At 71.5% G+C, this 21,074-nt stretch carries 19 protein-coding genes; 5 read left to right on the top strand and 14 right to left on the bottom strand.

What is annotated here, in order from left to right:
- Positions 1 to 2: 2 nt before the first annotated feature.
- A complete protein-coding gene (locus tag ACIOHP_RS43215) occupies positions 3 to 1,547 on the bottom strand; it encodes a CHAD domain-containing protein (RefSeq protein ID WP_401896215.1) in 1,545 nt (514 codons plus the stop codon).
- A gap of 198 nt (positions 1,548 to 1,745) precedes the next feature.
- On the opposite strand from ACIOHP_RS43215, the gene ACIOHP_RS43210 reads away from it, so the two are divergent.
- Both ACIOHP_RS43210 and ACIOHP_RS43205 read left to right on the top strand, forming a co-directional pair.
- Positions 1,746 to 2,153 carry a hypothetical protein gene (locus ACIOHP_RS43210; protein ID WP_401896212.1) on the top strand — a complete coding sequence of 136 codons (408 nt, stop codon included), beginning with the start codon at positions 1,746 to 1,748 and terminating at the stop codon, positions 2,151 to 2,153.
- A gap of 168 nt (positions 2,154 to 2,321) precedes the next feature.
- The gene (locus ACIOHP_RS43205; RefSeq protein ID WP_401896210.1) at positions 2,322 to 4,274 is read left to right on the top strand and encodes a potassium transporter Kup; all 1,953 of its coding nucleotides are present in this window, start codon (positions 2,322 to 2,324) and stop codon (positions 4,272 to 4,274) included.
- 61 nt (positions 4,275 to 4,335) lie between these two features.
- On the opposite strand, the gene ACIOHP_RS43200 is transcribed toward ACIOHP_RS43205, so the two are convergent.
- Positions 4,336 to 5,439 carry an acyltransferase family protein gene (locus tag ACIOHP_RS43200; RefSeq protein WP_401896208.1) on the bottom strand — a complete coding sequence of 368 codons (1,104 nt, stop codon included), beginning with the start codon at positions 5,437 to 5,439 and terminating at the stop codon, positions 4,336 to 4,338.
- Positions 5,440 to 5,688: 249 nt separating this feature from the next.
- Here ACIOHP_RS43200 and ACIOHP_RS43195 point away from each other — a divergent pair, with 249 nt between their 5' ends.
- Positions 5,689 to 7,014, top strand: a complete 1,326-nt coding sequence (locus ACIOHP_RS43195; protein WP_401896206.1) for an AI-2E family transporter — start codon at positions 5,689 to 5,691, stop codon at positions 7,012 to 7,014.
- 117 nt (positions 7,015 to 7,131) lie between these two features.
- Here the strand turns inward: ACIOHP_RS43195 and ACIOHP_RS43190 are convergent, their stop codons facing one another.
- The 12 genes from ACIOHP_RS43190 to ACIOHP_RS43135 all read right to left on the bottom strand — a co-directional run bounded on the left by ACIOHP_RS43190 (position 7,132) and on the right by ACIOHP_RS43135 (position 19,000).
- Positions 7,132 to 7,854: a dienelactone hydrolase family protein gene (locus tag ACIOHP_RS43190; RefSeq protein WP_401896204.1), complete on the bottom strand. Its 723-nt coding sequence runs from the start codon at positions 7,852 to 7,854 to the stop codon at positions 7,132 to 7,134.
- A gap of 190 nt (positions 7,855 to 8,044) precedes the next feature.
- Positions 8,045 to 9,163 carry an alcohol dehydrogenase catalytic domain-containing protein gene (locus ACIOHP_RS43185; protein WP_401896202.1) on the bottom strand — a complete coding sequence of 373 codons (1,119 nt, stop codon included), beginning with the start codon at positions 9,161 to 9,163 and terminating at the stop codon, positions 8,045 to 8,047.
- A gap of 41 nt (positions 9,164 to 9,204) precedes the next feature.
- Positions 9,205 to 10,212 carry an ROK family protein gene (locus ACIOHP_RS43180; protein WP_401896200.1) on the bottom strand — a complete coding sequence of 336 codons (1,008 nt, stop codon included), beginning with the start codon at positions 10,210 to 10,212 and terminating at the stop codon, positions 9,205 to 9,207.
- Positions 10,209 to 10,904 (bottom strand): HAD-IA family hydrolase, encoded by a 696-nt coding sequence (locus tag ACIOHP_RS43175; protein ID WP_401896197.1) that lies wholly within the window; start codon positions 10,902 to 10,904, stop codon positions 10,209 to 10,211. The genes ACIOHP_RS43180 and ACIOHP_RS43175 overlap by 4 nt, the downstream gene beginning before the upstream one ends.
- Positions 10,901 to 11,758: a TIGR03619 family F420-dependent LLM class oxidoreductase gene (locus ACIOHP_RS43170; protein WP_401896195.1), complete on the bottom strand. Its 858-nt coding sequence runs from the start codon at positions 11,756 to 11,758 to the stop codon at positions 10,901 to 10,903. The genes ACIOHP_RS43175 and ACIOHP_RS43170 overlap by 4 nt, the downstream gene beginning before the upstream one ends.
- Positions 11,755 to 12,621 carry a VOC family protein gene (locus ACIOHP_RS43165; protein ID WP_401896193.1) on the bottom strand — a complete coding sequence of 289 codons (867 nt, stop codon included), beginning with the start codon at positions 12,619 to 12,621 and terminating at the stop codon, positions 11,755 to 11,757. Before ACIOHP_RS43165 ends, ACIOHP_RS43170 begins: the two co-directional genes overlap by 4 nt.
- A gap of 166 nt (positions 12,622 to 12,787) precedes the next feature.
- On the bottom strand, positions 12,788 to 13,687 hold the full coding sequence (locus ACIOHP_RS43160; protein ID WP_401896191.1) for an NADP-dependent oxidoreductase: 900 nt from the start codon (positions 13,685 to 13,687) through the stop codon (positions 12,788 to 12,790).
- Positions 13,684 to 14,499, bottom strand: a complete 816-nt coding sequence (locus tag ACIOHP_RS43155) for an SDR family oxidoreductase (protein WP_401896190.1) — start codon at positions 14,497 to 14,499, stop codon at positions 13,684 to 13,686. The genes ACIOHP_RS43160 and ACIOHP_RS43155 overlap by 4 nt, the downstream gene beginning before the upstream one ends.
- Positions 14,492 to 15,484 (bottom strand): zinc-binding dehydrogenase, encoded by a 993-nt coding sequence (locus tag ACIOHP_RS43150; protein ID WP_401896187.1) that lies wholly within the window; start codon positions 15,482 to 15,484, stop codon positions 14,492 to 14,494. The genes ACIOHP_RS43155 and ACIOHP_RS43150 overlap by 8 nt, the downstream gene beginning before the upstream one ends.
- The gene (locus tag ACIOHP_RS43145) at positions 15,484 to 16,692 is read right to left on the bottom strand and encodes an MFS transporter (protein WP_351691982.1); all 1,209 of its coding nucleotides are present in this window, start codon (positions 16,690 to 16,692) and stop codon (positions 15,484 to 15,486) included. The genes ACIOHP_RS43150 and ACIOHP_RS43145 overlap by 1 nt, the downstream gene beginning before the upstream one ends.
- Positions 16,689 to 17,753 carry a 3-oxoacyl-ACP synthase III family protein gene (locus tag ACIOHP_RS43140; protein ID WP_401896185.1) on the bottom strand — a complete coding sequence of 355 codons (1,065 nt, stop codon included), beginning with the start codon at positions 17,751 to 17,753 and terminating at the stop codon, positions 16,689 to 16,691. Before ACIOHP_RS43140 ends, ACIOHP_RS43145 begins: the two co-directional genes overlap by 4 nt.
- Complete coding sequence (locus tag ACIOHP_RS43135; protein ID WP_401896183.1) at positions 17,750 to 19,000, bottom strand: sedoheptulose 7-phosphate cyclase; 1,251 nt, start codon at positions 18,998 to 19,000, stop codon at positions 17,750 to 17,752. The genes ACIOHP_RS43140 and ACIOHP_RS43135 overlap by 4 nt, the downstream gene beginning before the upstream one ends.
- Before the next feature lie 247 nt (positions 19,001 to 19,247).
- On the opposite strand from ACIOHP_RS43135, the gene ACIOHP_RS43130 reads away from it, so the two are divergent.
- Together ACIOHP_RS43130 and ACIOHP_RS43125 are read left to right on the top strand one after the other, a co-directional pair.
- Positions 19,248 to 19,859, top strand: a complete 612-nt coding sequence (locus tag ACIOHP_RS43130; protein WP_361546035.1) for a TetR/AcrR family transcriptional regulator — start codon at positions 19,248 to 19,250, stop codon at positions 19,857 to 19,859.
- Positions 19,860 to 20,117: 258 nt separating this feature from the next.
- Entirely contained in the window at positions 20,118 to 20,975 is an 858-nt protein-coding gene (locus tag ACIOHP_RS43125; protein WP_401896181.1) for a hypothetical protein, read from the top strand.
- Positions 20,976 to 21,074 lie beyond the last annotated feature (99 nt).

Below are 21,074 nucleotides of genomic sequence, written 5' to 3'. Positions count from 1 at the left end.
GCTCAATGGTCGAGCGCCTTGCGCAGGCCGCTCCTCGACGCGTCGGCCCATACGGCCGGCAGCTCCCGCTCGCGCCGGTCGGCCACGGCTTGCTCCTGTCCGTACAGCAGACCCCAGACGAAGCCGGTTTCGCCGGCCGCGTGGGCTGCCAGGGCCATCTTCCGCAGGGCGTCCCGCGCCACGACGCTGTCCTGATGGTCCCCGAGCACCTTCTGGACAGCTTTGACCCGCTTGCCGAGACGCTTGGCGGGCTTCCCGAGGGCGTCACGCGCCGGCTCCGTGGCGTACCGCGTCCCTTTGGCCGCCTTGCGAGCCTCGTGAAGGGCCCTGTCGCGATCCGTGCCCGGCGAGAGGTCCAGCGCGTGTTCCATGCGGGCGGACAGCCGGCCGTACTCCTTCACGATGGCCTTGGCCGTGACCTTCTTCGGTTTCCGGGCGGCCTTGGCGCGGAGCGGGGGCCGTTCCGTGAGCGTCGCCAGCGAGTCCAGAAGGGCGAGGTACCGGTCCGAGTCCAGGGCCTCGAGAGTGCGGCGCCGGGCCTTGGAACTCTTGTCGGCGTCCCAGATCTGCAGCCGTGCCGAAACGGGCCCGAAGGCCAACTCGTCCGGCACCGCGTCGATCTTCGTACGCAGCCGTTCCAGCAGGACCTCCTGGTCACGTTCGGCGCCCAGCTCACCGCCCAGCCACTTGAGCTCCTTGCGGAGCGGATCGGTGGTCTTCCGGTCCAGGACCGGACGGTAGGAACGCAGGACACTGCGCAGCCGACGAGCGGCGACGCGCATCTTGTGCACGGAGTCGGGCACATCACGCCGCACCGCCGGGTCCAGCGTCACCAGGGTGCGGATCTGTTCGGCGACATAACCGAGGACCGCTTCGCCGGCGGATCCGCGGACCACGGCCTCGCCGCCGGGTTCGTCCGGCACCCGGGGCGCTCCCACCGCCGTCTCCTCCAGGGCCCGGGCCAGCTTGGACGGGGAGTCGGCACGATGCACGCCGCTCTTGCGCAGCGTCTTGTCCACGACGTCCAGAAGGGCCGGATCGGCGTCCGGGGCGAGCTCGACCTCCATCTCGGTCCAGGAGGCGGCCCGTGTGCCGGTGGCCAGCAGTGCCTCGGCACGGACCGCGTCGAGGCTCAGCTCGGCGAGGACGGCGCCCTGCGAACCGACGAGCTGCCGTACACCACGAGTGGAACGGATCCGGACGACCGGCCGCAGTTCAGCCCCCCGGGTACGGGAAAGAGCCAGGTCGCGCAGTGAGTCCGGAAGGGTGTCGGAGAGCGGGGCCCGCACCTCTTCCCGGCTGTCTCCCGACAGCGGCAGCTTCAGATGCCAGCCCGCGTCCGTCCCGCCCGTCCTTCTGCGGAGCGTGACCGAGGCGCCGGCCAGACGCAGGTCGACGGTGTCGTAGTACACGGCGTCCAGATCCTCGGTGCCCTGTTCCACGACGGACACGATCCCGCCCACACCGGCGAGGTCGGGCAGCCAGGTCGTGTCGTCAGCCGACGGGGCCTCGTACTTGCGCTCTGTTTCCTGCTGCGACTCGGTCATGCCTTACGCGTACACGCCTGGGCGCCGAACAAACACCGCAGGTCCACCCATTTCCGGGCCCGGGAGCCACAGCCGAGCGAGCTTCGCGCTGCTTCTCCGCCCCGCACCCCACGCCGCCATTCAGCGGAGCAGCGCGCGCCGCACACGCACCGCGTTCCTAGGGTCACGGTGACGACCACCACCCTCAAGGAGACATTCATGGGCATACGCACCACCTGCGTCCTCGCGGCGACAGTCATCCTCGCCACCGGCCCGCTCACCGGCCTCGCACACGCCCAAGCGGACCTCGACTGCGGTGACTTCGCCTACCAGGAGGACGCGCAAGCGGAGTTCGACCGCAACCCCAGCGACCCGTACCGACTGGACGAGGACCAGGGACCGGACGACGGCCTCGCCTGCGAGATCCTCCCCCGCAGGAGCACCGCGGCCGCGGCGACGGTCACCGCTCTCCCCACCCGCGGTGTCCAGGGCGGCGTCGGAGGCGGCACAGGGCCCGCCGACTTCGAGGTGGTGCTCGGCGTCGGTCTGGTCGTCGGAGCCGTTGCGCTGGCGGGTGCGTACACGGTTCGGCGGCGTCGAGCCTCCGGCGGTCCGCGCAACACCTGACCTCGGGAGAGGCAAGGTCTGTGGTCCTCGGCGGGCCGGTCCTGCGCACCGTCGTCAGGCTCCGGGAAGAGGGGTGCCGCCCCTGACGACCGTCCGGCCGAGGGATCTGTATCGTCCGCTGCGATGCCCCGGATCCGCAGATCAGCGGCTCGTACGAGGAGGAGTGCCATGGCCGAGCACCGGCGGGGAACCGAGTCGGACGACGGAGCCGCATCGCGAACGAGGGCGCGCGACACGGTGCGCCTGGCCGTGGTCATCGGTGCGCTCGGGGTGGTCTTCGGAGACATCGGCACCAGCCCGATCTACACCCTCCAGACGGTGTTCAACCCCGACGACCCGCACCCCGTCCCGGTCAGCACGGACAACGTGTACGGGGTGGTGTCGCTGGTGTTCTGGTCGGTGATGATCATCGTCACGGTCACCTACATCCTGCTGGCGATGCGCGCCGACAACGACGGTGAGGGCGGCATCATGGCGCTCATCACCCTGCTGCGACGGTGGAGCTCTCAGCGGGGTCGCAAAGCGGCCGTCGTCCTGGCCGCGCTCGGCATCTTCGGCGCGTCGCTCTTCTTCGGCGACAGCATGATCACTCCGGCGATCTCGGTACTGTCCGCGGTCGAGGGACTCAAGGTCGTCGAGCCGTCCCTGACGGACGCGGTCGTGCCCATCACCGCCGTGATCATCGTGCTCCTCTTCCTGGTGCAGCGCAGGGGAACAGCGGCGGTGGGGCGGGTGTTCGGGCCGGTCATGATCGTCTGGTTCCTGGCCATCGGCACGTGCGGCGTCGTCGGCATCACCGACCACCCGGGCATCCTCAGGGCACTGTCTCCGACGTATGCGTGGGGCTTCCTGTTCGGCCACTGGGGCATCGCCTTCTTCGCCCTGGCCGCGATCGTGCTCGCCGTCACGGGCGCCGAGGCGCTCTACGCCGACATGGGCCACTTCGGCCGCCGGGCGATCACCCGGGGCTGGCTGTGCCTCGTACTGCCCGCCTGCGTCCTGAGCTACATGGGGCAGGGCGCCCTGATCCTCGACGATCCGGACAACATCAGCAGCCCGTTCTTCCTGCTCGTGCCCGACTGGGGGCGCTGGCCGATGGTCCTGCTCGCGACGGCGGCGACCGTGATCGCCTCCCAGGCCGTGATCACCGGCGCCTACTCGGTCGCCTCCCAGGCCGCCAAGCTGGGCTATCTGCCGAGGCTGCGTATCGCGCACACCTCCGAATCGACCATCGGCCAGATCTACGTCCCGTGGATCAACTGGCTGCTGATGGTCTCGGTCCTCACCCTGGTCTTCGCCTTCCGCTCCTCAGCGGAGCTGGCCTACGCCTTCGGCATGGCGGTCACCGGCACCATCACCATCACCACCCTGCTGTTCCTCTACGTCGCCCACGCCAAGTGGGGCACGCCCACGTGGCTGATCACCATCGGCGGAGGCCTGCTCCTCTTCGTGGACCTGCTGTTCGTGGCGGCCAACATGACCAAACTCGTGCACGGCGCCTGGCTGCCGCTGCTCATCGGCCTCACGGCCTTCACCGTCATGACGACCTGGCAGCGCGGCCGCGAACTCGTCACCGAACAGCGGGCCCGCGCCGAAGGATCACTTCCGGAGTTCGTCGAACACCTCCGCAGCGGCGAGGGCGTCACGCGCCGGGTTCCCGGCACGGCCGTCTTCCTCAACCGGGACAAGGAGACCGCGCCGCTCGCCATGCGGGCCAACGTCGAGCACAACCACGTGCGGCACGAGCAGGTCGTGATCCTCTCCATCAAGACCGAGCCCGTTCCCCGGGTGCCCGCCGAGCAGCGGATCGTCGTGGACGACCTCGGCTACGCCGACGACGGGATCGTCCATGTCACCGCCCGCTTCGGCTACATGGAGACACCGGACGTACCCGGCACCCTGGCCATGCTCGACCCGGCCGAAACCGAAGGGCCGTTGCGACTCGACCAGGCCTCCTACTTCCTGTCCAAGATCGAGCTCCGGCGCGGCAAGGCGCCGACGATGGCGCCCTGGCGGAAGCGGCTGTTCATCGCCACCTCCTACATCACGGCGGACGCCGCCGAGTACTTCAGCCTCCCCCGCGACCGCACGGTCATCATGGGCTCGCACATCGAGGTGTAGGAGGCCTCCACCGTGGATCCGGCCTCGGACATGCCGGCGCCACGAACGCCGCGGGGGCTGGTCACAAGGCGGAGGAACGCTCCGCGGCGACCGCCGGCTCCCATCGACGCACGCGGAGCGGGTCGCGCCGCAGCAGGGGGCGTTCGACGAGGGCGTACGAGGCGAGGGCCGCCACGGCCGTCATCGCGAGGCCGGCGGGAAGCAGCCGGTCGCCGCGCACGCCGAGGTCGGAGAGCAGCCGGATGACGGGGTAGTGCCACAGGTACATCCCATAGCTGAGGTTGCGTCCGACCCAGGCCGGCACGGACGTCGACAGCAGACGGGAGGGCCATGACCCCGGGCACAGGTCAAGCGCGGCCACCACCGTGGCCGACACCACGGCGGTGGCCAGGAACCCGACCGTGTACCAGAAAGGGTTCCATCCGCTCGCTCCGGTGATCGGGATCCGCCAGGCGATCAGCCCCAGCAGTGCGAGCGCGGGCCAGCACAGCCGTCCCGCCCAGCGGCGCAGCAGCGCCAGTCGGGGGTCGTCCGCGCGCAGTCGGGCCAGGACGACGGCAAGCAGAGCTCCCACGAGGAGCTGGTCGGCGCGCGTGTCGGGGCCGTTGTAGATGCGGTGCGCCGCCGCGGGGTCCCAGAGCGCCGTCCGCCAGATCACCGGCAGCACGCACAGCACCGCGGCCCAGACCAGCACGGTCCGCGCCGCCGCGTACCGCAGCAGTACGAGCAGCAGGAGCGGCCAGGCCAGATAGAACTGCTCCTCCACCCCCAGGGACCAGGTGTGGGCAAGTGACGTGGTGAGGTCCGAGTACGGCCCGGGCTCCCCCGCCCGTACGAGATTGACCACCGATACCGCGGCCAGCGCCGCCGCCACCCACGCACCGTCGAACAGCGGCAGCGGAAGCGCCACGGACAGCAGAGCCGTGACCGCGCACATCGCCAGCATGGCGGGCCCCAGCCGCCGCCACCGCCGCCGGTAGAACGCCCCCAGAGCGATGCGACCGCTACGGGCGTACTCGGCGACCAGCAGCCGGGTGATGACAAATCCGCTGAGCGTGAAGAAGACGTCGACGCCCACCGACCCTCCGGGCACCAGCTCCGGCTCCACGTGATAAACGATCACCAGCACCACGGCGACCGTCCGCAGTCCGTCCAGCCCCGCCACCCGCCCACCCCGCGGCGCCGACGAAAAGCCCCGCCCCGCTTGTCTGCGCGGTTGCGCCGATGAGGGGGCGAGCGGAGGCGCCGCTCGCACACCCGGGCTCTGCTCCGTGGCCTCGTCCACCGTGCTCGCATGGGGGGTGCTCATAACGGCGGCGTCTGCCCAGGTGCAGCGGGGTCACACAATTTCTCATCCTCCCCTCATGGTCGGGGCGGCGTCCGGCCGTACGGGGGCGTGGGCGAGACTTGCCCGGTGGCACGCACAGACGAGACCGCTCAGGGCGCACCGACCGCATCCGCTTCCGACACGACGCCGAGCCCCCAGCCTCCACCCGGGCAAACCCCTTGGCCGGGTGCGCGGATGCCGCGCTGGCTGCCGCGCGCCATGGTGCTCGCGCTGGCCCTTGTCGCCGTGTTCCAACTGGCCGACTGGGCCTTTCACCAACTCCTCGGCCTGCTGCTCAACATCCTCATCGCGTTCTTCCTCGCGCTCGCCATCGAGCCCGCGGTGAGCCGGATGGCCGCACGGGGAGTGCGCCGAGGACTGGCCGCCTTCCTGGTCTTCCTCGGCCTCGTGGTCGTGACGGCGGGCTTCGTCACGCTGCTCGGCTCCATGCTCGCCGAGCAGGTCATCAAGATCGTCGAGGATTTCCCGGCCTACCTCGACTCCGTCATCAGCTGGATCAACGCACACTTCAACACCCAGCTGCGGCGCGTGGACGTCCAGGAGGGCCTGCTCCGCTCCGACTGGCTGCGCAACTACGTCCAGAACGGCGCCACCGGCGTCCTGGACGTCTCCGCCCAAGTCGTCGGGGGACTCTTCCAGCTGCTGACGGTCACTCTGTTCGCGTTCTACTTCGCCGCCGACGGCCCCCGACTGCGCCGCGCGCTCTGCTCCGTCCTGCCACCCGCCAAACAGGCCGAGGTGCTGCGCGCCTGGGAAATCGCCGTCGACAAGACCGGTGGCTACATCTACTCGCGCGCCCTGATGGCGCTCGTCTCGGGCATAGCGCACTACATCCTGCTGGAGTCGCTGGGCGTTCCCTACGCGCCGGTGCTCGCCGTGTGGGTGGGCCTGGTCTCGCAGTTCATCCCCACCATCGGCACCTACCTCGCGGGCGCCCTGCCCATGCTCATAGCCTTCACTGTCGACCCCTGGTACGCGCTGTGGGTGCTGGTCTTCGTCGTGATCTACCAGCAGTTCGAGAACTATCTCCTGCAGCCCAAACTGACCGCCAGGAGCGTCGACATCCACCCGGCGATCGCCTTCGGATCGGTCATCGCCGGCACCGCCCTCCTCGGAGCCGCCGGCGCCCTGATCTCCATCCCCGCGGTCGCCACGCTCCAGGCGTTCCTCGGGGCGTACGTGAAGCGCTACGACGTCACGGACGACCCTCGCGTCGAAGGCCACCGGAACAAGGGCTCTGGTGCGAGCGCCGGCGGGCGCGGCAGGAGGTGGCCGAGGCAAAGGACCGGAGAACCGGCACCCGCCGCCTCGGCACAGCACACCTCAGAGTCGGACGGCGAGAACCTCCCGGTCGGGGAGCCGTCCTCCACCGTCGACAGCGCCCGTCCGTGATCGCTGCCGTCCGGCCGACCGGCGGGTGCGGCCATCGAGGAGAGCCGGGGCCCGTCCTCGATGGCGGCGGTCGAGCCGAGACGGCCTACCGGCCGATGCCTGCCTGAAGGCCTGGCCTCACTTCAGGTGCCGACCGAAGAACCGGTTCGCGTCCTCCCCCTCGAACCAGGGGGTGCCGGTGTGTCCGCCCATGTTGGCGTGCAGCGTCTTCTCCTTGGTGCCGAAGGCCTCGAACAGGTCCAGGGCGCGCTGCCGGGGGTTGCCCTCGTCGTCCCACTGCAGCAGGAGCAGCAGCGGAACGGTGACCTGACGAGCCTCCTCGCGCTGGGCGCGGGGCACGAAGCCCCCGGCGAAGAAACCGGCGACGGCGATGCGCGGCTCGACCACCGCCAGCCGGATACCCAGGGCCATCCACCCCGAGTACCCGACCGGACCGCCGATCTCGGGCAGCGCCAGGAGGGCGTCCAGAGTCGTCCGCCATTCCGGGACCGCGTTCTCGACCAGCGGGCCGACGAGGGATTCGAAGATCTCGTCGACCGGCTCGCCGGCCTGCATCGCCCGGCGGAGGTCGGCGCGGGTCTGCTCGTCGGCGGCGGAACGGGGACGGTCGCCGCACCCGGCGGCGTCGATGGTGGCCACCGCGTAGCCGTTCGCCGCGGTGTGCCGGCCCCGGGCCACCAGCCGGTCCTGGCTCTTGGGCAGGCCGTTGTTGTGGGCCATCAGGATCAGCGGGACCGGTGCGGTGGATTCAGGGGTCCACAGGGTGCCGGGGATCTCGCCGAGGGTGAATTCGCGTTCGAGGACGCCGTCGTCGAGGCGCTGCTCGGAGGTGAATCGCATGGTCGTGCCTTTCGGGAATGCGCTGGAACGGCGCTCCCGGACGACCTATCGCCCGACCGCGACCCCGGAGGGGAGCACCCATGTCGATACTGCGTTCACGGGTACCACCTCCTCGTCTCCGGCACGGCCTCCGCGAAGGTAGCAGCGGTCACCGCGGTCCGCCAACGGGTTTCGCGGGGGCGCCGCGCTCTCATCCCGCTCCCTGGTGCGTGGAGTCGTTCCCCAGGTCGATGACGAGGCGGATGACGAGTTCGTCGTCGACGAGGCGGGTGCGGTCACCGATGATCCGGTTGAGGTGGTGGACGCCGGGCTCCAGGGTCAGGACGTGGGTGAGGAGCGGGTCGGCGGTCGTGTCGGTGCGCAGGGCTTCGGCGGCGGCGAGGAGTTGGGGGTTGGTGACGCCACGGTTGCCGCTGAGGGTGACGCGCAGGCCGGGGCGGGCGAAGGTGGTGGTGGCCGGGGGCCAGGGGCCGCCGGTGTTGGCGCGGCGGACGCCGTCGAGGTCGACACCGGGCAGCAGGGGCGTGGTGGCGCGGGGCGGGACGCCGCCGAGCGGGTGGATGGCGACGAGACGTTCACCGAGGGCGCTGACGGCGGCTTCGACGGCGGGGACGGTTCCGCCGCGGTGGGTGGTGACCAGGAGCGCGGCGGTGCCGGTGACGTGCCGGTCGAGGGGGTCGGTGTCGAGGACGCTCACCGCGTGAGGGGCGTGGGTCTGGGTCCATTTGAGGCCGGCTTCCGTGCGGTGGACCACGACGACCCGGACCGTGGGAAACAGGAAGCGGGGCGCGAGCAGGGCGGCGAGGTTGCCGGTCAGGCCGTCGCCGTGGACGACGAGGGTGTCGGGGGCCGAGGTGGCCAGGCAGGCGAGGGCGTAGCGGACGACGGCGAACGGTTCGACGAGGGTGGCGCGGGCGGCGGGCAGGTCTTCGGGGAGGTGGGAGACGAGGCCGCCGCGGACGGCTGAGGCGCCGATGAGCACGCGTTGCTGGAAGAGGCCCGGCACATTGTGGCCGAGGAGGAAGGACGGGTCACCGGGGTGGGTGGGGTTGACGAGCACCCGGTCGCCGGGGGCGAAGCCGTCGGTGCCGGGTCCGGCGGCGACGACTCGGGCGGCGCCCTCGTGACCGACGACGGGTGAGGGGTCGTCGCGGTCGCCGCGCAGGATCTGGATGTCGGTGCCGCACAGGCTCACGTGCTCGGGTGCGAGCAGGAGTTCGCCCTCGCCGGGGTCCGGGGTGGGGACCTCCTCGATGCGGCAGGTGGTGCCGTGGCGGACGATCGCGCGGTGGGTGGCCGTGGCCGGCATGGGGTCCTTCCGGAGGGGGTGGCGGTGCAAGGGGGCTGGTCTCAGTGTTTGGTGACGGTCAGTGCGCCGTGGGAGAGCGCGACGGCGCCCGCCAGGGGATCCACCTCGCCGGGGCGGCACAGCCGCAGACCCTCTCCGGGCCGGTCGGTGTCGCGGTCGGCGTAGCTGCGCACTTCGCTGACCTGGCGGACCAGTTCGGCGCGGTAGGACTCGCCGAGGCCCTCCGCGTAGCCGCCGCCGATGCCGATGAGGTCGATGCGGGGGTCCAGGCAGTGCAGCATGCGCACGATTTCGGCGACGGGTTCCACGACGGTGGTGAGCAGGCGGAGGGCGGCGGGGTCGCCGCTCCGCAGCCGGGCGGTGAGGGTGTCGCGGATGTCCTCGGGACGTTCGATGCCGAGCGCGGCGGCGACGTGCGGCAGGGCGGGTCCGGCGGCCAGGGCGGCGACATGGCCGGTGCCGCCGCAGGGGCAGGTCAGCGCGCGGACGGCCGCGGGTGCGCTGGAGACGGCCGGGAGATGACCGACCTCGCCCTGCATGCCGTGGGCGTCGACCGGGACGGAGTGTTCGGTGAGGTCGGCGGTGCGCAGGGCGATGCCGCTGCTCACCGTCAGGTACACGGCCCGCCGGTGGTGGGGGCGGGCGAACTGCTCGACGAAGCTCGCGAGGCCGGCGGTGACGTCGTTGAACAGGTGCCAGCTGACGTCCGGGCGGCGGGCGGTGAGCAGCGCGCGAAGCGGGACCGGCCGGTCCGGACCACCGCCCCACAGCGGGCCCGAGCCATGCAGCACGCCCCGCTCCTCGTCCATGGCGGCCCCGCAGGACATCGCCACCCGCGCGTCCGCCGGCACCGTGTCGGCCAGGGTCTCGATCAGCAGCTCGAGGAGTGCCGCCGGATCCTCGCCGGGCCGGTTGAGGATGCTGGGCGCGGGGAGCCGTACGGTCTCGTCGGACCCGGTCCGGATCCGCAGCCAGGTCCCTCCGAGGTCGACGGCGACCTGAGTGCGTACCTGGTCCTCGCGGTCCTGGGTGACGGCCCACGTGCTCACAGCCGAATCCCCTCTGCCGGTTCGGCGTGTGACCGGGGCTGCCGGAGCTCCAGGCGGATACGGCCGTCGCTCACACGGGCGGTGACGGCGGTGAGGTCGTCGACGCGGTACGGGGCCGGTTCGGCGAGAGGAGCGGCGACGGCGACGGGGGTGCCGCCGGAGCGGCGGGCGGCGAGCAGTCCGGGGGCGGAGTCCTCGAAGAGGAGGCAGTCGGCGATGTCCACGTCGAGGAGGCGGGCAGCGGCACGGAAGCCCTCGGGGTCGGGTTTACCGGCCTGCACGTCGTCGGCGCACACGGTGACGGCGGGCAGCGGCAGTCCGGCGGCGGTGAGGCGGCGTGCGGTCATGGTGCGGGAGGCGGAGGTGACGACGGCCCAGGTACGCGCGGGCAGGGAGGTGAGCAGCTGTCGGGCGCCCGGGATCTCGGTGACGGTGTCGGCGGTGGCCTCCTCGCGTTCCCGGATCCAGGCGACTTCGGCGTTGACGGCGGAGAGGTCGGCCGCGGGGAGGAGCCCGGCGACGATGTCGGGGGCGGTGCGGCCGGGCAGCGCGGCGAGCACGGTGGCGGGGTCGAGGCGGTGGCGGGCGGCGAACGCCCGCCAGACACGGTCGATGGAGTCGGCGGAGTCGACCAGGGTGCCGTCCATGTCGAAGAGCAGGGCGCGGGCCGTCACGGCGCGCAGGGCGGTCATCCGATCTCCAGGGTGTGTGCGGCGAGCCGGATCAGTTCGAGGTCGTCCTTCCAGTGCCTGCGCAGACGCTGGTCGCCGGGGTCGGTGTCGAGGACCACGTGGTCGGCGCCGAGGTCGCGCAGGAAGGCGATGTCGGCGCGGATCTGGTCGGGTGTGCCGTAGCCGAGCGGGCGGGAGTCGGGGTCGGCGGGGGTGGTGGTGGGCAGGAAGAAGATCCTCGGGGCGAACTGCTTGCCGTCCGCGAGGGCCCCGGCGGCCCGGGCGCACAGCTGCCGGCTGGGGTGGAGCGGGTGCCAGGCGGTACCGATGCGGTTGACGCGTTCCAGGGCGCGTGGTCCGTTGCCGCCGATCCACAGCGGCGGGTGCGGGTCCTGTTCGGGCCGCGGTGCGGTGTGTACCCGGTGGCCGCGGTAGGTGACGGTGTCGGAGGTCCATGCCTCGACCAGGACGTCCAGGGTGTGGTCGGTGAGGGCGCCTCGTCTGCGGAAGTCCACGCCCAGGACGTCGAAGGCGCGCGGGGCCCAGCCGACGCCGACACCGACGACGAGGCGGCCGCCGCTGAGTCCGTCGATGGTGGCGGTGGCCCGGGCGAGCGCGATCGGGTGGCGGTGGGAGGCGATGAGGACACCCGCGCCGAGACGAACGGTCTCGGTCTGCCCGGCCAGCCACGAGAGGGTGGCGAGGCTCTCGTGGAACGGGGCGGGCGAGCGCCGGTGGGCGTCGTCGGTGAGGGCGAGGTGGTCGGAGACCAGGACGGTGTCGAAGCCCAGCCGTTCGGCCTCACGGGTCCAGGCGAGCATGCCCTCGGGCGTCATCTGGGGACCGAAGTTGGGCAGGTTGATGCCGAATTTCATGAGGTCACCGGCCCGGGGAGGGTGAGTCCGAAGGCGGCGTGGTGCGCTGTGGGGGCCGGCTGGGGCTGGGCGTGGAGCTCGAGCAGGTTGCCGCCGAGGCGGTCCACGGAGCGCGGCGGCTGCCGGTCGGGGATGCCGTGCTCGAAGAGTTCGAGGTTGAGGGCGTCGTCGACGACGACCATGGCCATCGCCGAAATGCCCTCGACGTCGAGGTCGAACTGGCGGCGCATGAAGGCCCGGTCGGCGGCGATCTCGGTGCGCAGGACGACCCGTGCCCGGTGGTGGGTGACGAGGTGGTCGATGGTGGCGTCGAGGCTCTGCACGCTGTAGCCGGTGTGGTCCAGGCCGAGCAGGGTGGGCAGGGGCGCGTCGTCGGCCGGCCGCTGGTCGTGGTGGAGGCGTTCGGCGGTGGTGTCGGCATATCCGGGGATGTCGGGCCACTGCTGCAGTTCGAAGAGGGTGCCCCAGGGGGAACGGAAGTAGATCCAGCGGTTTCCGCGGATCGGGCCCTCGGGGATGGTGATGATGTCGCCCAGGACGTCGACTCCGGGGAGCTGTTCCAGGTGGGCGACGGCCGCCTCGATGTCGCCGACGCGCAGGCAGAGGTGGTTGGTGCCGATGTCGACCAGGCGGGGCGGGGTGTCGGGGGTGCCGTCGGCCGTGGTGGGTACGAGGCGTACCTCGATGCCGGGAGAGAACGAGACGACGCCGGCGCCGCCGTCCCGGTCCACGGCCGACGGCCCGGCCAGTTCCGCGAGGAAGGCGGTGGCCTCCTCGACATCGGGCACCGCCACTGTGATCCGGTGGGCCGGCGGGCGAGTGCCGGGGGGCGGGGTCAGCGAGGTGTCTTGGGCCGTGGTCATGAGGGGGTTCCTTCGGGGAGCGGGGTCGGATCGACGGCCCGGGTGGGGCGGGGGCCGGCGAGCGGTGCTCGGTACGGGCCGGGGGCCGGGGGGAGGCGTCCGCCGGTGGCCGTGGCCGGGTCCCGGACGGTGACCGGGCTGGTGACCGGCCTCGGGTACGGGTGGGTCACGGCAGGAGCAGGACCTTGCCGCGCAGGCCGCCCGCGCTGAAGTCGTGGTGGGCGCGGGCGGCGTCGGCGAGCGGGTAGCGGCGGCCGGCCGGCACCGTGAGGCGGCCGCCGGCGACCAGGTCGCTCAGGGTCTGGAGCTGGTCGCCGTTCTCGTCGACGTAGCTCTTTCCCGGAGTGATGCCGCGTTCGGGGGCGGGCTGGGGGTTGTCGTCGATGGAGACGAACTGGCCCCCGTCGGCGACCGCGCGGATCGCGGCGGCCACGCCCGCGGTGTCGACGACAGCCGTGTGGGTGGCGTCGGACAGATCCGCGGTCCGGGTGTGGACGGTGCCGACGCCGAGACCTCGCAGGGATTCGGTGTCGGAGGTCCGGGCCAGGGCGTCGACCGGGTGTCCGTCGGCGAGCAACAGCTGCACGGCGATCCGGCCGACCGCGCCGGCGGCGCCGGTGACGAGCACCGGTGCGCCGGAGGGCAGCGTGAGTTTGGCCAGGGTCTGGACGGCGGTCAGTGCGGCGAGCGGGAGCGCTGCGGCCTCCTGCAGCGGCAGTCCGGCCGGGGCGTGGGCGAAGAGGCGTGCGTCGGCGGTGACGTGTTCGGCATAGGTGCCGTAGCGGTGGGCCGGCTGGGCGATCATGCCGATGACCTGCTCGCCCACGGTGAACCGGGTGACCTCGCTGCCGGTCTCGGTGACGACGCCGGAGACGTCCCAGCCGGGCACGGACGGGTAGGTGAGGTTCAGGGTGAGGAAGCCGGATCGGGTCTTGAGGTCGACCGGGTTGACGGCGGCCGCGGTGACGGTGACGCGGATGTCCTGCGGTCCGACGGGCAGTTCGGGTACCTCGTCGAAGGCCAGGACGTCGGGGTCGCCGGTGCGGTGGAAGGTGATGGCTTTCATGCCGGCGAGTTCTCCTTCGGAGCGACGGTGGTGAAGGCGTGGCGGGCGTTGGCCTCCGCCGCGGTCAGAGCGAGTCCGCCGTCGGCGAGGACCGAGGTGCCGGTGAGGTAGCCGGAGTGGGGTCCGGCGAGGTAGGCGATGAGCGAGGCGATCTCCTCGGCTCCGGCCGGGCGGCCCAGCGGGATGTCGGGGCGGGAGATCGACCGGTAGGTGGCCTCGTCGTGGACGCCGTTCATGGCGGTGGCGGTCTCACCGGGGGCGACGGAGTTCACCCTGATGCCGTATTGGCCGAACTCCAGGGCCAGCACCTTGGTGATCATGCCCAGGGCGGCCTTGCTGGCGCAGTAGAGGGCGCCGCCGGTGATGGGGACGGTCTCGTGGACGGAGGTGACATTGACGATGCTGCCCCGGACGCCGCCACGGATCATGTGGTGGCCCACCGCGGAGGCGAGCGTCATGGGAGCGAGGGTGTTGATCGCGAACACCTCGTCGGCCCGCTTCGGTTCCAGGGCGTCGGCGGCGCTGCGGTCGTTGATGCCGGCGTTGTTGACCAGGCAGTCGATACGCCCGGCCCGCTCGACGGCGGCCATGCAGCTGTCGGCCGCGGCCTCCGGGTCGCGCAGATCGGCCCGGACCGGGACGCACTCGGCGCCGGTGGTGCGCCGCAGTTCCTCGGCGACCTGGCGGATCCGGTCCTCGCCGGTGGCGTAGCCGAGAAGCAGCCGGTGGCCGGGGCCGGCGAGTGCCCGGGCGGTGGCCCGCCCGATGCCGCTGCTGGCGCCGGTGATCAGTGTGGTGTGGAGGTCAGGCAACGCTCAGCACCACCTTGGGCCGGGTCCTGCCGTGCTGGAGCACGTCGAAGGCGCGGGCGACCTCGGCGAGCGGTATCACCTGGTCGACGAGACCGGCGGCGAGTTCGTCGACGAGTGCGACGGCGCGGGCGTAGTGGTCGACGCCGTGCCGGACTCCGGCGATGCGCAGGCCGTCCAGGGTGATCCGGGCGGCGTCGACGGTCTCGGCCTGCGCGGGGACGCCGACCAGCAGGCACAGGCCGCCGGGTCGCAGCCGGTCGAGCGCGGCGTTGAGGGTGCCGGGGGCGCCCGAGCACTCCAGGACGAGGTCGTAGCCGGTGGGGGCGTCGTCGGTGCGGGTGAACCGGTCGCGGTAGCTGCCGTCCGGTAGGTGGCCGACGGTGCCGGGTTCGGCGATGTCGACGGTCACCGGGTACCGGGCGAGGACGGCGGCGGCGAGGCTGCCCATGGTGCCCGCGCCGATGACCAGGATCTGGTCCCCGGGCCGCGGGTCGGCCGCGTGGACCGCCTCCAGGACGGTGACCAGGGGTTCGACCAGGACGTGTTCCGGGCGCGGGTGCTCCGTGCCGGGGCCGAAGGGGACCAGGGCGTGGCGGGGCATGACCAGGTATTCGGCGGCGGCGCCGGTCCAGCCGTACAGGCCGACCTCGCGCAGTTCGGTGCACAGGTTGCGGTGGCCGGCGGCGCAGGAGCGGCAGGACTGGCAGGGGATCATGGTGGACCCGGTGACCACCTCGCCGTGGCGCAGTCCGGTGACGCCGGGGCCGAACTCCTCGACGGTGCCGGCCCATTCGTGGCCGAACCTGTGCGGGAAGGCGGCGCGCCCGTCGGCGAGGTAGGGGGAGGTTCCGTGCAGGAGCTCCAGGTCACTGCCGCACAGGCCGACGTAGGCGATCCTGACCAGGACCTCGCCGGGTCCGGCGGCCGGGCGGGCGGTCTCCACCAGGGTCGCGGTGTGCGGTTTGTCGATGACGGCGGCCCGCATCAACGGCCCTCACCTGCTGCCAGGGTGCGGCGGGTGCCGAGGACGAGGGCGAGGACGGCTGCCAGGGCGAGACCGGCGCCGACCGCGGGCAGCGTGGCCAGCGAGGCGCCCAGTGAGAGGGTGGCCGAGCCGATCCAGGCGCCGGCGGCGTTGGCGAGCTGGAAGCCCGCGATGTTGACGGTGGCCGCGAGGTTGGGCGCCTCACTCGCCGCGCTGATCAGCTTGGAGGCCAGCGGCGGGATGATCGAGAAGCCCGCGGCGCCGAGGACGAAGAGCCACGGCGCGGTGAACCAGGTGCTCGAGCCGAAGAGCGCCAGCAGGCCGAGGGCGACGGTGAGAGCGCCGAGGGCGACGAGCAGGGTGCGGTCGATGGAGCGGTCGGCGAAGTGTCCGCCGAGCTGGTTGCCGACCACCGAGCCGATGCCGAAGACGAAGAGGAGCAGGGTGACGTGGCCGGACGAGAAGCCGGTGTAGTCGCGGAGGTAGGGCGCGATGTAGGTGAAGACGACGAACAGGGCGGCCTGGCTGAGCGCGGTCAGGGTGAGCGCGGCCCACACCGCGGGGCGGGTGAAGACGGTGAGTTCGGCGGAGATCGATCCGGCCGGGCGGGCGGGGGCGCGCCGGGTGACGGCCACCAGGCCCACGGTGACCAGGGTCTGGAAGACCGCGACCACCACGAAGGACGTGCGCCAGCCGAACTCGCCGCCGATCAGGGTGCCGAGCGGTACGCCGAGGACGGTGGCCAGGTTCAGGCCCAGGGAGACCCGGGCGATCACCCGGCCCTGGAACTCCGGCGGCACCAGCGAGGTGGCGAGGACCAGGCACAGGGCGAAGAAGGTGGCGTGCGGCAGGGCGGTGATGATCCGGAAGACGACCAGGAGCGCGAAGCTGTTCGCCAGTGCCGTGCCCAGGGTGCCGATGACGAAGACCGCCATGGAGCCGATGATCAGGGCGGTGCGCGGCACGCGGGTGGTGACGATGGTGAGCAGCGGGCCGCCGATCATCACGGTGACCGCGTAGACGGTCACCAGGAGTCCGGCGGTGGCGTCGGACACGTTGACGTCGCCCGCGATGTCCGGGAGGACGCCGGCCACGAGGTACTCGACGGTGCCGACGCCGAAGACGGCGAGCAGCATCCACAGGACGGCGGCGTTGGTGCCCGTCGCCGGTACGGGCGTTGGCGTCTCGGTGCTGGTGGTGGCGGTCAACGGACGCTCCCCTTCTTCTCGTTCGTGTCGGTGGTGGGTGCGGGCGCGCCGGTGTACTCCAGGACGGCGCAGCCCCAGGTGAATCCGACGCCTATGCCGGTGAGCAGCAGCCGGTCGCCCGGGTTGAGGACACCGGAGCGGCGCAGCAGGTCGAGGCCGACGACCGGGTCGGCGGCGCCGGTGTGCCCGATCTCCCAGCCGCGTGCGGCCAGCGTCTGGCCGGCGTCGATCTTCAGCGGGCCGAAGCACTGCTTGCGCAGCAGGATCCGGCCGAAGTTCGGGACCAGCCAGTGGGCGATGTCGGAGTGGGCGGTGTCGGCGTCGGCCAGTGCGGTCTCGGCGCAGCGCGACAGGGCGGCGGTGTTGCGGGTCCAGAACTCCTCGGTGCTGCGGGTCTCGGCGAATGCGGCGACCCGCTGGCGCAGGTCGATGGGGGCGCCGGAGCCGTAGTAGGGCATCGCCATCGAATCGTTGCCGCGGTGCATCCGCTCGAGCAGCGGGTCGCTGACCACGGAGGTGGACAGGACCCGGAAGGGGCCGCCGTCGTGGCCGAGGACGAGGGCGCCCGCGCCGTCGCCGTAGACCAGTCCGCTGTCGGAGGCCCAGCGGTCGAAGAGCGGCAGCTGCCAGGCGTCGGAGGCGGTGACCATGCCCTTGCCGGAGCCCGCGCACCAGCGTCCGACGAGTTCCATGCCGACGACGGCGCCCGCGCAGGCGGTGCGTATCTCGATCGGTATGCATTCCTCTATGCCGAGCTCGCTCTGCAGATAGGCGCCGCAGTTCCAGCCCTCGAGGCCGTTGTGCAGCACCACCGCATGGACGAGGACATCGATGTCGGCGGGGTCGGTCCCGGCGTCCGCGAGCGCGGCGTGTCCGGCGGCCGCCGCCATCTCGGGGGCGCTCTCGCCGCGTTCGGGGCGGGCCACGGCGGCCGACACCTGTCCGGTCTTGCGGTGTTCGACCTGGCTGTACCGTCCCGCGGCCACCATCTCGGCGGCGAACTCACGTTCCTCGGGCAGATAGGAGCCGAAGCCCTCGATGTAGAGGCTGTCCCACTTCACGCTGCCTCACCGGCCCCGACGAGTCCGGCCTCGGATGCGAAGTTCTGCCCCGTTCGCCGTCGTGCCGTGTCGAGTTCCTTGAGCGCGGTGTCCAGTTCCTCGGGGGTGACGTCGTTGACGAATCGGTGGTGGCCGATGCCGACCGGAAGCGGCAGCCGCTGCTGTCCGTCGCGGTGGCGCACCGTGTCGGCGAGTGCGCCGTCCAGGATTCCCGGACGGGCCAGGACCTCGGTCCACAGCGGCAGTCGCAGCCGGTCCATCAGCGCCAGTACGCGCTGGGACTCATGCTCGGTGACATCGCCGCGCATCCGCCCCATCACGGTGGTGAGTGCCATGTCGACGGCGACCGCCTCACCGTGCAGCAGCTCCGGCAGCGCCTCCATCTCGATGGTGGGGCTGAAGGTGTGCCCGTAGTCGACGCACCGTTCCAGGCACTGTTCCCACAGATTGGGCTGGAGTTCTTCCAGCATCAGGTGGATGGCCTCGGAGACGACCCGGCGGGCCGCCGTCTCCAGGGCGGGAGTGCTGCCCTGGAAGCGGTCCTCGATCAGCGGCGGCCCGAAGTCCTCGAGAAGGTCGAAGAGTTCCGCCGACTTGATGAGCGCCACCTTGAGGATCTCCGCCAGCCCGTTGGAGAGGTGACGTGCGTCGAGGGTGCTCAGGAAGGAGCGGTCCACGAAGGTCGCCACGGCCGGTGCGTAGGTACCGAGCCGGTTCTTGCCCTGCCCGTAGTTGACGCCGGTCTTCACGCCGACCCCGGCGTCGACCAGGCCCACCAGGGTGGTGGGTATCCGTATGTAGGGGGTGCCGCGCCGGTACAGGCTGGCGGCGAGTCCGACGACGTCGAGGAGGACGCCGCCGCCGATGGCGATCACCGGTTCGCGCCTGCGGTCGATGCCGAAGTCGTTCATCGCGTCGACCACGTCCGTCACCAGGCTCCACCGCTTGACGCTCTCGTCCGCGCGGACGGGAAGGAGGGTGACCGCGATGCCGTGATGGTCGAAGTAGCGGGTGATGCGCTCCCCGTGCAGGTCCTGGACGGTGGAGTCGATCACGACGAGACGGCGGTCGCCGGGTCGCAGTGCTGCGTCCGCGCAACCCGTTAACAGCAGGGTGCTGTCGGTGTCGAACAGGCCGGACGCCTCGACGACGTGGTACCGGACCTGTTTGACGGCCTCCACGGTCCAGATAGGGGAGGCGGAGTGACGGCGGGTCAGGCCATCGGTGTAAGACGCACTGTTGTGCATGTGGAGTCCTCACGCTGTGCAGGCATGGTGCGTCGTGGGCGGCGACCACTCTGTCGCCGCGCCTCGCTGCGCATGAAGGGTGCGGCGAGGAACCATGCCTGTTCGGCGTACCGGTTCCCCCACCGGCTCGGCGAGACTATCATTCGTTTATCGATCGCTACATGAATAATGGATCACACCGGCGTGAAGCCGCGCTTCGGCCCGCGCCCGCGAGAGAGCACGCTCACCGACGACGTGGGAGCACCTGATGGCAGGCGTACGCGGCCAGGGCCGTAAGTTCGATCTCGACGACGCCCTGGAGAAGGCCATGCTCGCCTTCTGGCGGCACGGTTACGACGGCGCCTCCGTCGCCACCCTCACCCGGGACATGGGGATCAACCCCCCCAGCCTGTATGCGGCGTTCGGCAGCAAGGAGGGCCTCTTCTTCGCCGCCGTCGAGTACTACAACAACGGCAGAGGCAGCTTCATGCAGCGCGCCTTCGACGAGGAGGGCCACTCCCCCGCCCTGATCCGGCGCCTGCTGTACGAGGCGGCCGACACCTACACCCTCACCGACGGACCCGGCGGCTGTCTGATCATCGGCTCCGCCACCCGCGTCTCCGACGCCGCCCAGGAAGTCGCCGACCGCCTCCGCGATCTCCGCAACGCCAACATCGACCGGCTGGAGGACCACATCAGAGCCGACATCGACGCGGGCACCCTCCCGGCCCGCACCGACGCCCGCGCGGTCGCCGAGTTCACCGGGGTGGTCGTTCAGGGCATGTCGCACCGGGCCCGGGACGGCGCGACGACCGAGGCGCTACGGGCGGTCGCGGGGACGGCGTGGAAGTCGGTCCGGATGCTGCTGGGCGAGACGTAGGGGGCAAGGGGAATCGCTCGCCGCCGCGCATACCCGGATCTCCACGTTCCGTTTCCTTCTCCGGAAAGACCCCGGAATATCAGGTGCCCACCCTCGGACTCCATGCACGCGGAACAATGTCCGGAGGGCGGGCCGAAAGCACCGCGAACCGGCCAACCACCCTTCTCCTTGGGCGTATTGGGCCAGCTCAGGGGCACTCACGTCGCAAGCCGACAGCACATCGGAGGAAGTCGGCCAACGTGAGGAGAGAGGGCATTCATGCGGAGCGGAGGAGTGAAGGCGTCCGCGCTCGGAACAGCCGTCATCATGGGGAGCGTCGTCCTGACGGCCTGCGGGGACAGCGATGCGAAGGACGACAGGCCCGCGGCGACGGCGAGCGCGAGTGGCGGCGCGCAGGAGCAGGGCACGGCTGCCGTGCGCAGCGCCTACGACAAGACCGCCGAGGCCGAGACGGCGAAGATGACGGTCAAGGTGAAGGCGTCGGCGGACGGCCGGTCGATCACGTCCGCCGGCCGCGGGGCCATCGACCTCGCGGACGGCGACAGCACCATGACCGTCACCGCCGAGGGCCAGACCATCGAACAGCGCGTGGTCGACCAGGTGCTCTACCAAGAAGCCCCTGACCAGGAGAAGTCCGGCGGCAAGCCCTGGCTGAAGATCGACCTGAAGAAGGTCGCCGAACAGCAGGGTACGGACCCCGCACAGATCGGCGACCCGGCCCAGTCCGCCGCCTACGCCAAGGCGATCACCGACGACGACGTCTCCAAGGTCGGCACCGAGAAGATCGACGGCGCCGACACCGACCGGTACAAGGTCTCGGTCGACGTCTCGCGGCTGCCCGGCGGCTCGCAGCTGCGCGAGCAGATCGGCCCGACGCTGCCCATGCAGATCTGGCTCGACGACCAGGGCCGCATCCGCCGCCAGCAGATCGACATGACCGTCAAGGCACCGGCCTCCGCCAAGCCGGACGCGAGCTCCGCACCCCAGCAGGTGAAGCTCAGCACGCTGATGGAGTACTCCGACTTCGGCACCGAGGTCGAAGCCGAGGCTCCCCCGGCCAAGCAGGTGACCGACATGACCGACCAGGCACTGCGGGACGGTCAGAAGAAGAGCTGACCGCGCGTGGGCCCGGCCGGACACCGCCGGGCCCGCGGCACCCCCGGCGCCCGGACGGAGACCGCCGCCCCGCCAAGTGAGCTCTGCCAGAACGACGGC

Source organism: Streptomyces sp. NPDC087859 (assembly GCF_044742595.1).
GTDB classification, from domain to species: Bacteria; Actinomycetota; Actinomycetes; order Streptomycetales; family Streptomycetaceae; genus Streptomyces; species Streptomyces canus_F.
The sequence above is the reverse complement of the archived record's forward strand: the minus strand, read 5'-3'. Positions and strand labels throughout refer to the sequence as shown.

Excerpts from the sequence above, each read along its gene's own strand:
- ACIOHP_RS43215 (WP_401896215.1), bottom strand. The coding sequence starts at position 1,547 with ATGACCGAGTCGCAGCAGGAAACAGAGCGCAAGTACGAGGCCCCGTCG.
- ACIOHP_RS43210 (WP_401896212.1), top strand. The coding sequence starts at position 1,746 with ATGGGCATACGCACCACCTGCGTCCTCGCGGCGACAGTCATCCTCGCC.
- ACIOHP_RS43205 (WP_401896210.1), top strand. The coding sequence starts at position 2,322 with ATGGCCGAGCACCGGCGGGGAACCGAGTCGGACGACGGAGCCGCATCG.
- ACIOHP_RS43190 (WP_401896204.1), bottom strand. The coding sequence starts at position 7,854 with ATGCGATTCACCTCCGAGCAGCGCCTCGACGACGGCGTCCTCGAACGC.
- ACIOHP_RS43185 (WP_401896202.1), bottom strand. The coding sequence starts at position 9,163 with ATGCCGGCCACGGCCACCCACCGCGCGATCGTCCGCCACGGCACCACC.
- ACIOHP_RS43175 (WP_401896197.1), bottom strand. The coding sequence starts at position 10,904 with ATGACCGCCCTGCGCGCCGTGACGGCCCGCGCCCTGCTCTTCGACATG.
- ACIOHP_RS43170 (WP_401896195.1), bottom strand. The coding sequence starts at position 11,758 with ATGAAATTCGGCATCAACCTGCCCAACTTCGGTCCCCAGATGACGCCC.
- ACIOHP_RS43165 (WP_401896193.1), bottom strand. The coding sequence starts at position 12,621 with ATGACCACGGCCCAAGACACCTCGCTGACCCCGCCCCCCGGCACTCGC.
- ACIOHP_RS43160 (WP_401896191.1), bottom strand. The coding sequence starts at position 13,687 with ATGAAAGCCATCACCTTCCACCGCACCGGCGACCCCGACGTCCTGGCC.
- ACIOHP_RS43150 (WP_401896187.1), bottom strand. The coding sequence starts at position 15,484 with ATGCGGGCCGCCGTCATCGACAAACCGCACACCGCGACCCTGGTGGAG.
- ACIOHP_RS43135 (WP_401896183.1), bottom strand. The coding sequence starts at position 19,000 with ATGCACAACAGTGCGTCTTACACCGATGGCCTGACCCGCCGTCACTCC.
- ACIOHP_RS43130 (WP_361546035.1), top strand. The coding sequence starts at position 19,248 with ATGGCAGGCGTACGCGGCCAGGGCCGTAAGTTCGATCTCGACGACGCC.
- ACIOHP_RS43125 (WP_401896181.1), top strand. The coding sequence starts at position 20,118 with ATGCGGAGCGGAGGAGTGAAGGCGTCCGCGCTCGGAACAGCCGTCATC.